Annotated in this window: 12 protein-coding genes; 7 read left to right on the forward strand and 5 right to left on the reverse strand. The window is 69.4% G+C overall.

Going from position 1 to position 10914, the window contains the following annotated elements; genetic code table 11:
- The first annotated feature begins 191 nt into the window (after positions 1 to 191).
- Together PHN62_RS05765 and PHN62_RS05770 are read left to right on the forward strand one after the other, a co-directional pair.
- The gene (locus tag PHN62_RS05765) at positions 192 to 659 is read left to right on the forward strand and encodes a hypothetical protein (RefSeq protein ID WP_300147583.1); all 468 of its coding nucleotides are present in this window, start codon (positions 192 to 194) and stop codon (positions 657 to 659) included.
- A 29-nt stretch (positions 660 to 688) separates the two neighbouring features.
- Positions 689 to 877 (forward strand): DnaJ family molecular chaperone, encoded by a 189-nt coding sequence (locus PHN62_RS05770; RefSeq protein ID WP_300147586.1) that lies wholly within the window; start codon positions 689 to 691, stop codon positions 875 to 877.
- A 116-nt stretch (positions 878 to 993) separates the two neighbouring features.
- Here PHN62_RS05770 and dksA read toward each other — a convergent pair whose 3' ends face one another.
- Positions 994 to 1416 (reverse strand): RNA polymerase-binding protein DksA, encoded by a 423-nt coding sequence (dksA, locus tag PHN62_RS05775; protein WP_300147589.1) that lies wholly within the window; start codon positions 1414 to 1416, stop codon positions 994 to 996.
- Between the two features lie 268 nt (positions 1417 to 1684).
- Positions 1685 to 2011, reverse strand: coding sequence for a DUF1476 domain-containing protein (locus PHN62_RS05780; protein WP_300147591.1), 327 nt, complete (start codon positions 2009 to 2011; stop codon positions 1685 to 1687).
- Between the two features lie 192 nt (positions 2012 to 2203).
- Here PHN62_RS05780 and PHN62_RS05785 point away from each other — a divergent pair, with 192 nt between their 5' ends.
- The gene (locus PHN62_RS05785; RefSeq protein ID WP_300147593.1) at positions 2204 to 5296 is read left to right on the forward strand and encodes a DUF11 domain-containing protein; all 3093 of its coding nucleotides are present in this window, start codon (positions 2204 to 2206) and stop codon (positions 5294 to 5296) included.
- 6 nt (positions 5297 to 5302) lie between these two features.
- On the opposite strand, the gene PHN62_RS05790 is transcribed toward PHN62_RS05785, so the two are convergent.
- Complete coding sequence (locus PHN62_RS05790) at positions 5303 to 5923, reverse strand: histidine phosphotransferase family protein (RefSeq protein ID WP_300147596.1); 621 nt, start codon at positions 5921 to 5923, stop codon at positions 5303 to 5305.
- 105 nt (positions 5924 to 6028) lie between these two features.
- On the opposite strand from PHN62_RS05790, the gene PHN62_RS05795 reads away from it, so the two are divergent.
- The 4 genes from PHN62_RS05795 (at position 6029) to PHN62_RS05810 (ending at position 9094) form a co-directional block, all read left to right on the forward strand.
- Positions 6029 to 6205 (forward strand): DUF3553 domain-containing protein, encoded by a 177-nt coding sequence (locus tag PHN62_RS05795; RefSeq protein ID WP_300147599.1) that lies wholly within the window; start codon positions 6029 to 6031, stop codon positions 6203 to 6205.
- Positions 6206 to 6425: 220 nt separating this feature from the next.
- Positions 6426 to 7466 carry a recombinase RecA gene (recA, locus tag PHN62_RS05800; RefSeq protein WP_300147602.1) on the forward strand — a complete coding sequence of 347 codons (1041 nt, stop codon included), beginning with the start codon at positions 6426 to 6428 and terminating at the stop codon, positions 7464 to 7466.
- Between the two features lie 410 nt (positions 7467 to 7876).
- Positions 7877 to 8437 (forward strand): DUF924 family protein, encoded by a 561-nt coding sequence (locus PHN62_RS05805; RefSeq protein WP_300147605.1) that lies wholly within the window; start codon positions 7877 to 7879, stop codon positions 8435 to 8437.
- Between the two features lie 93 nt (positions 8438 to 8530).
- Complete coding sequence (locus PHN62_RS05810) at positions 8531 to 9094, forward strand: DJ-1/PfpI family protein (RefSeq protein ID WP_300147608.1); 564 nt, start codon at positions 8531 to 8533, stop codon at positions 9092 to 9094.
- Positions 9095 to 9146: 52 nt separating this feature from the next.
- On the opposite strand, the gene PHN62_RS05815 is transcribed toward PHN62_RS05810, so the two are convergent.
- Together PHN62_RS05815 and PHN62_RS05820 are read right to left on the reverse strand one after the other, a co-directional pair.
- Positions 9147 to 10190, reverse strand: coding sequence for a TRAP transporter substrate-binding protein (locus tag PHN62_RS05815; RefSeq protein WP_300147611.1), 1044 nt, complete (start codon positions 10188 to 10190; stop codon positions 9147 to 9149).
- A gap of 19 nt (positions 10191 to 10209) precedes the next feature.
- The coding region (locus tag PHN62_RS05820) for a TRAP transporter large permease subunit (protein WP_300147614.1) at positions 10210 to 10914 on the reverse strand (705 nt) is incomplete at its 5' end.

A 10914-nucleotide genomic window follows, 5' to 3' on the forward strand; every position in this document is an offset into this window, starting at 1 on the left:
GCCCGGACGCCGTCCTCATGATTTTGGATATGGGGCCTTCTGGCAAGAGCTTTGGCGCGAATCGGCGCGAGAAGGGCGGAAGCCGCCAGGAAGACCTATCCGGAAGGAGGCGTCCCGTCTTGGGATCAACTTCCCGTTCACACTGAAGCGCTAGGCTTCGTCAGGACGGCGAGGGAGGCCCTGGGGACCAGATGAGCGGCGGAACGGTCTATCAACGTGCGGCGAAACGCCATGCCGTGCTCATCGAGCATCTCGTCGGCGAGGCCACCGAGGGTTTTCTCCTCGTGCCCATCGGCGTGGCGCTCGAGCAATACATCCACCAGATCGAGCACATCTTCCCGCTGGAGGCCATGGACGGACGCCGCCTCTACATCTCGCTGGGCGGAGTCAAGTTCATCGCCCCCCGCGAGGACGAGGGCGCCGCGCCGATGTCCGCGCCCGCTCCGTCGCGGGAAACCCGCGTCGAGCCGCCGAGGCCCGCCGCCGCCTCCCGTCCGCCCGACGAGAACTCCGCCGCCGCCCGCGAGCTGGTCGAGCGCCAGCGCCGCGAGCGTCAGAAGCGCGTCGCCGACGAGCGCCGCCGCCGCCGCGAGGAGGATCCCGACGCCGCCGCCGCCGCGAGGAGGATCCCGACGCCGCCGCCGCCGTCAACCTGCTGAGCGTCCCCATCGACGCGCCGCTCGAAGAGGTGCAGTCGGCCTACCGGCGCGAGGTCAAGATCTATCACCCCGACCGTCTGCGCGGCTTCGGCGCGCCCGAAGAGGACATCCTGCGCGCCCATGAGCGCCTGACGCTGCTCAACCGCGCCTATCAGGTGCTGGCGGCTCTGGAGGTCGAGGGCGCCGAAGAGGGCGAGGCCTCCGCCGCTCCCTCCTGAGGCTCCGGCGCCTCCGCCCCGCGCAGGGAGGCGCAGGGAAGGGACGCGCATGAAAAGGCCCGGCCTGGGGCCGGGCCTCGTCCTGTCGCGGAAGGGCGGCCGGCCCTTGCGGGAGCTCAGTCGTCCCGATAGACCTTCTCGCGGCGTTCGTGGGCCTCCTGGGCGGCCAGCGAGAGCGTGGCCGTGGGGCGCGCGATCAGCCGACGGATGCCGATGGGCTCGCCGGTGGCTTCGCAATAGCCGTATTCGCCTTCGTCCAGGCGGCGCAGGGCCGAGTCGATCTTGGAGATCAGCTTGCGCTGACGGTCGCGGGTGCGCAGCTCCAGCGCCCGGTCGGTCTCCTCCGAGGCGCGGTCCGTGAGATCCGGCACGTTGTGCGTGTCGCTCTGGAGCGTCTCGACGGTGGACTGGCTCTCCTTGAGGATGTCGCGTTTCCACGCGAGAAGGCGCCGCCGGAAATAGATCTGCTGGCGCGGGTTCATGAAGGGTTCGTCCTCGGAGGGCGAATAGGAATCGTCGATGTCCATCATCTCGTTCATCGCGGTTGTCTGCTCCTCCCGCAGCGAGACGCCGGGCGGAAGCCCGACGAGTCGCCGTTAACATTTTGGCGCCCGCATAACGCATCATGGAGCGGAAGTCATCACCGCTCTCTGAAGCGCCCGTGAAGCGCCGATGACGTTCGCGTGAAAATCCTGATCTTCCGCGACGTTACCTTGTCCCCGCGGCGCCCCGGGCTTCCTCGCCCGGCGGCTCCGGAGGGGCGGGCTGGAGGCAGGGAAAGCAAGGTTCGGGCCGAAGGATCCGGCCTCAATCCTCCTCGGAGAGCGAGAGCTTGGCCTCGTCGAGACAGCGCGACATCTGGGCGCGAATCTCGGTTTCGGACAATCCGGCGCCTTTGGCGTCAAGATCGGCCTTCAGCTTGCGGAACAGGTCGTCGTCGCCCTTCTCGCGCATGTCGGCGAGGATGAGGTCTCCGGCGTAGCTGTCGATCTTCTCCTCGCCGTCGATCCCCAGGGGGCCGGCGGCCCAGCGCGCCAGAAGGCGCGTGCGGCGGGCTTCGGCCTTGAACTGCAGTTCGGCGTCATGGGCGAACTTCGCTTCGAAGGCGTTCCTGCGGTCTTCGAGATTCGTCATGCTTGCGTTCCCCGGTTGAGCCTCCGCCACGAGGGCGGCTGGCGGATTCGCGCTTCCATATACTCTTTTCCGCTCCGGACGCAAACGCATGGGCGTCGATGCGGGATGGACAGCCGCGACGCGGGCGCGTAGCCTGCGCCCGAGGCGAAGGCAAGGCGCTGAAACTCCATGCATATTCTTAGGGATGGGTTTGTGATCTCCAGCTCTTCCGGCCGGATTCGGCCTTTTGCGGCGATCCTGGCGGCCCTGCTGGCCTCCACGACGGCGGGCGGCGGGCTCGCGGCCGGACTGACCGTCGAGGCGAACGCCCGCCGCGCCGACGGCGGCGCGCTCTCGCAGCTGGAGGGCGGCGCGCGTCTGGAGGTCGAGGCGCTGCTGCGCAATCCGGGCCCCGAGGCCGTCCGGCTTCTGGAGGCGCGTCTGGTCCCCGAGGGCCCCGCCGAGGCGACGGGCGCCGAGGCTCCGGGCGCGAAGCCTGCGGGTCGGGGAGCCCTGGGCTGGGGCGCCGAGGGCGCGCTTCTGGCGTCCGGCGAGACCCGGCGTCTGGTCTTCTCGGTGGAGATTCCCCCCGAAGCCGCTCCCGACGCCGAGGTGGCGCTGAATCTGACCGCCCGGGGCCTCGCGGGCGCGGAGGCGGCGGGGCGGGGCTCCGAGCGCGCCGCCTTGCGCGCCGAGACCGCCATGAGGCTGCGTCTGGCGCCGGTGCGTCTGGTTCTGGAGCGGGCCTTGCCGCCCGAGAGTTCGAATCCCCTGATCCACGGCGACGCCCTGCGGGTGATCCTCGGCGCGGAGTTCCCGGCGGGCCGGGCGCGCAACGTGACGCTCGCCGCCGCGATTCCGCCTTCCGCCCGGTCGAGCCAGCCGCCCACCCTGGCCTCGACCATCGGGGCGGATCTGCGCTGCTCGGGCGGCTCTCCGCCGGAGGCCGCGGAGACCGAACTGATCTGGCGTCTGGGAGATTGCCGGCTCGCGCCGGGGGCTTCGGCCTCGGGGCGGCGGGTGGAGCTCTCGGGGCGCTTCGTGCTGCGCGACGCCGATCCCTTCCAGCCTGCGGCGGCCATTGCGGCGCATCGGGCGGGGTTCTTCAGCGCGCGTCTGGAGGCCGAAGGGCGGGTCATGGGCGAATCGAGCGTCACGGCGCAGATGGGCGGGCCGCTGATCGCGGGCGAGCTGCTCGATCCGCCGCCGCCCGAGGCGCGGGTCTACGAGGCGGGCGACGTCTTCACCGCGCGTTACGAGCTGCGCAATCTCGGCGACGCTCCGGTCAACGGGCTGGAGATCTGGGTCCGCCCCGACGCCGCTCTGGACTGCGCCGCCGCCGGGGTGGTTCTGGAGCCGGCGAAGGGCGCGGAATCCGGGCTCGGGCCTTGCGGGGCCTCGGCGGGTCCGTCGAAGGGCGTCCTGCCGCCGGAGGGGCGCCTCGTCGCGGCCCTGACGGCGCGGGTCCGGGCGGAGGCCTCGCTCGACGCGCCCTTGCGGATCGGGCTCGACGCCGCCGCGACGGGCGAATCCGGCAAGCCGCCGCGCATCCGCATCCATAGTCTGGAGATGGCGCCGCGTCCGCCGGGTCCGCCGCGTCTGCGAGTCCTCGACGCCGAGGAGTGGACGGAGGCGGGTCCGGGCTTCTTCTTCGCCCGTCCCGGAGACGGCGCCCTTCTGGAGGCCGCCTTCCAGCCCCCCAGGGGCGTGACGCGCGGGACGCTGGCGCTCAAGGCGCGGCTGATGGACGAAGGCGACGGCGCCTCCGAGCCCCGGGCTCTCGGTCCTGCGCCGCTGCTCATGGGGCGGCCGGAGTTGTCGGCGGAGTCCGTGCTCTGGGAGGAGGAGCCCGTCGCGCCGCCTGCGCCCTTCGCGGCGGAGGGCTGGCGGATCCTGCGGATTCCGCTCGGGGCGCTGCGGACCTCGCCCGAGGCGGAGGCGCCTCTGGTGCGGGCGCGGATTCCCCTCCGGATCGACCCCGCCGACGAGACCGCCCGCGCGGATCGCCTCATCGACCTGAGGCTGGCGCTGATCCCCGGAGATTCCGCGGAATCCGCCTCGGGCGGGATCGAGGCCGAGGAGGGGATCTTCGTCGAACTGCGCGAGCCCTATCTCGCGCTGACCGTCGCGACCGGCGATTCCGACCGCGTGATCCGCGCGGGCGAGAGCGCCGAATTCTCGGGGGATCTCTGCAACCTCGGCGAGGCCGGGGCGCGGGGCGTGGTCATGACGGCGGATTTCGGCCCCGGCTGGACTCCGGAGGGGCCTCAGGGGATCCGTCTGCGGCGCAGCGATTCCGACTGGCCGATCCTGGAGGACGCGCCGGTGCTGCGCGCCGAAACCGGCTATGATCCCGAGAAACGGCGCCTGACCCTGAGGCCGGGCGTCGACTGGACGGGCGATCTCGGGGCGGCGGAATGCCTGCGCCTGAGCTTCCTGCTGACCGCCGCCGGAACCGCCGAGGCCATCGACCGCGCGGCGCTCTTCCGCCTCCAGCCCTACGAGACGGGCGGCGCGGCGCGGCGCTATGATCCTCCTCCGCCGGTGCGCATCGCCCTGAGCGAGGCGCGTCTGGGGCTCGGGCCGGGCGGCGAGAGCCAGGCGGCGCGCGGCGGCGCGCTCATGCTGACGGGAGAATTCCGCGCGCCCGATTCCGGCGGACCCTACGAGATCTCCTGGCGCTGGAGCTCGGCGGCGGGGCTGAGATGGCGCGTCTTCGACGGCACCGGCCGCGTGGCCCTGCCGCCGCAATTCCGTCTGGAGGCGGGGGACCGCCGCGCCTTCCGTCTGGAGAGCCTCGCGCCTTCCGACGCGAAGGCGGGCTGGACCGAGACCCTGGCGATGCACGCCGAAGCGAAGGACGCCTCCGGGAGCTATCCGGCGGCGGCGCGCTGGGCGATCCGGCTGGAGCGCGATTCGGAGGCCGCCGCCGCCCTCACGCCCACCAAGACCATGGCGCTCGACCGCGATTGCGACGGCGAACTGGCCGACGAGACGCCCCAGGACGCCCTTTTCGAGCGCTTCAAGGATCTGCGGGCGGGAGAATGCCTGATCTTCCGGATCCACCTGCGCAACGGCGGCGCGACGCCTCTGGAGGACGTGGTGGTGACCGAGACTCCGCAGCCGGGGCTGCGCTTCGTGCCCGGCTCGGCGACCATCGGCCCCACGGCGGAGGGATTCCTTCTGGAATCGGTCCAGGAGCCGACGCCTCAGGCGCCGCAGATCGTCTGGCGGTTTCAGGGCTCTCTGCCCTCGGGCGCCGAGGCCGAAGCCCGCTACGAGGCCAGGGCCCCCGGCGGGATGTAGGCGGTTTCAGATGGTGACGGCGATCTGCGCGGCGTCGGCCTCGATGAGGCAGCGGATGTTCGCGTCGAATTTCCGCGCCAGCAGATAGGCGAGCCGGCAATTGGAGAGCCGCGGCTCCAGCAGGCTGGGGTCGCCGCCGGTCTCCAGGATCCTGACGGCCTCGGGCATGAGCCGGGCGCGCGGGCCCTCGGCGGAGATCATCAGATTGATCGCCCCCTCCTTGCGCACGCCCACGCGCAGCACGCCGCCGCGCGGCAGGGCCTCGTAGCCGATGAGGATGAAGTTCATCAGCAGCCGGACCAGATCCTTGTCGAGCGTCGCCTCCGAGCCGACCCAATGCAGCACGACGCCGGATTCGGCGAGCAGGCCCTCGGTCAGGCGGCGGGGCTCCTCCAGCGAGACGCTTTCGGCCAGGGAGCTGGCGGCCCCGAAGGCCACGCGCATGAACTGCAGCTTGGCCGAGGCGTGACGGGCGCTCTTGCGCACGAGATCCTGAGCTTCGCGGCGGGTCTCCTCGTCGGGATCGTCGTCGAGCAGCTCCAGCCCGTTGTTGACCGCGCCGATGGGGCTGACCAGATCATGACAGAGGCGCGAACACAACAGGGTCGCCAGGGCGAGATCGGTCATCGGAGTTCCTGAACGCGGTGAATCGGTGTAAGGTCGGGCGCGCGGCTTCCGTAGGGTGCGGCGCGCGCCCATGATAGGCGCCGCAGCATGAAAGGGGAAGGGCGGATGCGACATCTTCTGGAGCCGGGCGCGCTGGTGCGGCATCCGGGCCATCCCGAATGGGGCCTGGGCCAGATCCAGTCGGTCACGGGGGACCGGGCGGCGGCCAATTTCGAACATGCCGGAAAACAGACGCTCGACCTCAGGCGGGTGGAGCTGGAGTTCGTGGAAAGTGACGTTTAAATTTCCGATATGTTCTTGATATGCGCGAACGGATGGGATACGACTTCCTTGTCCCTCGATCGATGGGGGCGGAGCGCCTCCCCCTCTGCGCTCCGCCCCGCCTTCTCTTCGCCTTGAGGCGTCTCCGGGGACGGGCGCGACATTAAGGCTTTGCATTTGGGAACGGGCCATGTCTCAATCCGCCGCGCAAACTCCGCTCCGCCTCGTCGACAGGGACGTCATGGACAAAGAAAAAGCGTTGGAATCCGCTCTGGCCCAGATCGAGCGCGCCTTCGGCAAGGGCTCGATCATGAAGCTCGGCCAGAAGGGCGCGGTTCTGGAGATCGAAGCCATTCCGACCGGCTCCATCGGCCTCGACATCGCGCTGGGCATCGGCGGGGTGCCCAAGGGGCGCATCATCGAGATCTACGGCCCGGAAAGCTCGGGCAAGACCACCCTCGCGCTGCACATCATCGCCGAAGAGCAGAAACGCGGCGGAATCTGCGCCTTCGTCGACGCCGAACACGCCCTCGACCCCTCCTACGCCCGCAAGCTGGGCGTGGACGTGGCCAATCTGCTCATCGCCCAGCCCGACGCGGGCGAACAGGCCCTGGAGATCGCCGACACCCTCGTGCGTTCGGGCGCGGTGAGCGTGGTGGTGGTCGATTCGGTGGCGGCGCTCGTGCCCAAGGCCGAGCTCGAAGGCGACATGGGCGACGCCCAGATGGGCCTTCAGGCCCGCCTGATGAGCCAGGCCATGCGCAAGCTGACGGCCTCCATCAGCCGTTCGAAATGCACGGTGATCTTCATCAACCAGATCCGCATGAAGATCGGCGTGATGTTCGGCAATCCCGAGACCACCACCGGCGGCCATGCGCTGAAGTTCTACGCCTCGGTGCGCATGGACATCCGCCGCACCGGCGCCATCAAGGACCGCGACCAGACCGTCGGCAACACCACCCGCGTGCGCGTGGTCAAGAACAAGGTCGCGCCGCCTTTCCGCGAAGTGGAATTCGACATCATGTATGGCGAGGGCATTTCGAAGATCGGCGAACTGATCGACCTCGGCGTGAAGGCCGGGATCGTCGAGAAGTCGGGCTCCTGGTTCTCCTACGACGGCCAGCGCATCGGGCAGGGCCGCGAGAACGTGAAGAACTTCCTCAAGGAGAACGCCTCCATCGCCGAGGCCATCGAGGGCAAGCTCCGCCAGTCGCACGGGCTGAGCCTCGCTTCGGTCATCCCTGAGGACGAGCGCCCCGCCGATTCCGACGACGAGGCCTGACCGCCTCTCGCCTGCGCCGCCATGTCAGGATCCCGCCGCCCCGAAGCGAAGCCCGCTTCGGGGCGGTCGCGCATGTGGAGTCTCCGCGAGGGCGCCCGGGGAAGCCCGGAGGAATCGGGGGAGGGGGCCGCGCCGGGGCTCGGGGTTGCGGGTCGGGCGGCGTTTTTCCTCCGAAAAGCGGTTTCCTGTTTCCGGATTGCGCTCTAGGGTCTGTCGGCGTTCAGGGTTCGGGCGCGGGGCGGGACCGCGAGCGGCCGCCTCCCGCAGGGGAGCCGGGCGCCTGTCCCGGATCGCGCTCCGGACCCCGGAGGCCGACGGATCCTGAGGAGGATCCGCGCAATCCGCGCCCGCGTCCGATCTTCTCCGTCCGGAGCGGGTCGGTTTCGGGGCGCTCTCGGGAGGATCCGCCGATGCCCCATCGCTCCGACGTTCCGCTGTCCGAAGCCGCCGCTCTGGTCGCCTTCTGGCGTGCGGCGGGCCGCGAGAAATGGTTCACGAAGGACGAAGCCTTCGACGCCGAATTCCGCACCCGTTTCTGGGATTCCCACATGGCCGCCGCGGCCCGTCGCTGCGACGGCTGGATGCGGACCACGGAAGGCGCTCTGGCGCTGCTTCTGCTGCTGGACCAATATCCGCGCAACAGCTTCCGCGGCACGGCGCACATGTACGCGACCGATCCTCTGGGAGTCGCCTTCGCGCGTCAGGCTCTGGAGGCGGGGCTCGACCGCCAGGCCGAACCCGGATTGCGGCCCTTCTTCTACATGCCCTTCATGCATTCGGAGGCTCTGGCCGATCAGGAGCTCTGCGTGCAGCTCTTCGAGGCTCTGGGCGACGCCTCCCTGCCGCACGCCCTGGAGCATCGCGACGTGGTCGCGCGCTTCGGACGCTTTCCGCATCGCAACGCCATGTTCGGCCGCGAGACCTCCGCGCAGGAGGCCGCCTTCCTCGCCGAGGGGGGCTTCGCGGGCTGAACCTGAAGCGGGAGATCACGGAGCGTCATGGTCTTGCAGCGGGACGCGCGTAAACTGCGCGTCCCGAATCATTTCGGCCAGGGAGGAAAGAACATGGCGAAGATCCTGCTGCTCGCGGGCGACTTCACCGAAGATTACGAAACCATGGTGCCGTTCCAGACCTTGCTCGCCTGCGGCCATACGGTCCACGCCGTCTGTCCGGGCAAGAAGGCGGGCGACAAGGTCTCCACCGCCATCCATGACTTCGAGGGCGACCAGACCTACACCGAGAAGCCCGGCCACAAGTTCACCCTCAACGCCACCTTCGACGAGGCGAAGCCCGAGAGCTACGACGCCCTCGTGATTCCCGGCGGACGCGCGCCGGAATATCTGCGGCTGGATCCGAAGGTTCTGGCGGTGGTGCGTCATTTCTTCGAGACGAACAAACCCGTCGCGTCGGTCTGCCATGGCGCGCAGATTCTCGCGGCGGCGGGCGTGCTGAAGGGCCGGACCTGCTCCGCCTATCCGGCCTGCCGCCCTGATGTGGAGCTATCCGGCGGGAAATACGCCGAGATCGCCGTGGACGACGCCGTGACCGACGGCAATCTGGTCACGGCCCCCGCCTGGCCCGCCCATCCGGCCTGGCTCAAGCAGTTCATGGCGATCCTGCCCGCCTGAATGAAAAAAAGGGCCGCCCTTTCGGGGCGGCCCTCCGCAGGAGCGCGCGGCCTCAGCCGCAGGCGTAGACGCCGCCCGATTTTGTCAGCACGCCGTTGTAATCCTTGAAGATCTGCACGACCTTGGCCGAGGTCTCGTTCTCCTGGGCGATCTCGTCCCAGAAGACCATGGCCGCCCGTTCGATCTGCGCCCAATCCTCGGCGGGCACGGTGGTCAGCTCCAGCTTCTCGCCCTGAGCGCGCAGCTTGGCCTCGCCGCCCCAATACCACTGGTCGCGGTAGTTGTGGCCCGCCTGGACGCAGGTCAGCCAGAGATCCTTGAGGTGCTCGGGCAGATCGGCCCAGCGCTTCTCGTTGACGAACCAGGAGCCGATCCAGGCGCCCGAGATGTTGTTCGTCAGGAAGTATTTCGTCACGTCGGCCCAACCCACGGTGTAGTCTTCGGTGATGCCGGACCAGGCCATGCCGCTGATCTCGCCGGTCTGGGCGGCCACCTGCACGTCCTCATAGGGAATCGAGACCGGAACCACGCCGAATTGCGTCAGGAAGCGCCCGGCGGTCGGGAAGGTGTAGAGCCGCAGGCCCTTCAGATCCGCCACCGAGCGGATCGGCGTGCGGGTGTTGAAGTGGCAGGCGTCCTGACCGGCCGCCGAAAGCCAGACCACGCCGCCCGCCTTGGCGTAGGCGTCGCGCCAGATGTCGGCCAGGCCATATTGGTTGAAGAGCACCGGCACGTCGAGGATGCTCTTGGTGGCGAAGGGGAAATAGCCGCCGAAGATCGAGACCGGAACCGGAGCGGCCATGGAGTCGTCGTCGGAATGCACCGCGTCGATGGTGCCGTTCTGGAGCGCGCGGAAGAGCTCGCCCGTCGGGACCAGCTGGTCGGCGTAATAGAGTTCGATCTCCATCTCGCCCTTGGCCGAGCGGTTGAAGAGGTCGATGGCGGGCTTGGTCACATGGGGCCCGAGCGCCGCTCCGGCGTAGGTCTGGAAGCGCCAGCGGATCGGGGCCTGAGCCAGCACGGCCGGCGCCGCCAGGGCGCTCGCGGCGACGCCGAGTCCGGCGGTCTTGAGGAAATTGCGGCGATTGGCGGTCATGGGGCGGTCCTCCGGAGGTTCAGGAATAGACGTAGCTGGGCAGCCAGGTGGCGATGGGCGGATAGAGCGCGATGATCAGCAGCGTCAGCAGCATGATCGCCACGAAGGGCCAGATGGAGCGGTAGATGTCGGGGAGCGTCACCTCCGGCGGCGCCATGGCCCGCATGAGGAAGAGGTTGTAGCCGAAGGGCGGCGTCACATAGGCCACCTGACAGGTGATGGTGTAGAGCACGCCATACCAGATCAGATCGAAGCCGAGGGCTCCGGCCAGCGGGATGAAGAGCGGCGCCACGATCACCAGCATGGCGGTGTCGTCGAGGAAGATCCCGAGGATCAGGAAGGCGGCCTGCATCATCAGCAGCACCTGCCAGGGCTCCAGCCCCCAGTCGTTGAGGAACAGCCGCTCGACGGACTTCACCGCGCCGAGCCCGTCGAAGACCGCGCCGAAACAGAGCGCCGCCATGATCAGCCACATGAACATGCAGCTGACGCCGAGCGTCTTGCGGGCGGTCTGATGGAGCACGTCCCAGGTCAGGCGCCCCCGGATCAGGGCCACGAAGGTCGAGGCCGCCGCGCCCACCGCCGCGCTCTCCACGAGGCTGGTGACGCCGGTCAGGAAAAGCCCCGTCATCGAGAAGAAGATGACGAAGGGCCAGATCCCCGCCTGAAGCGCATGGAGCTTCTCGGCGCGGGGGATCTTCGCGCGCTCCTCCTCGGGCATGGG

Origin of the sequence: Neomegalonema sp., from assembly GCF_028688855.1 — a bacterium.
GTDB lineage: Bacteria > Pseudomonadota > Alphaproteobacteria > Rhodobacterales > Rhodobacteraceae > Neomegalonema.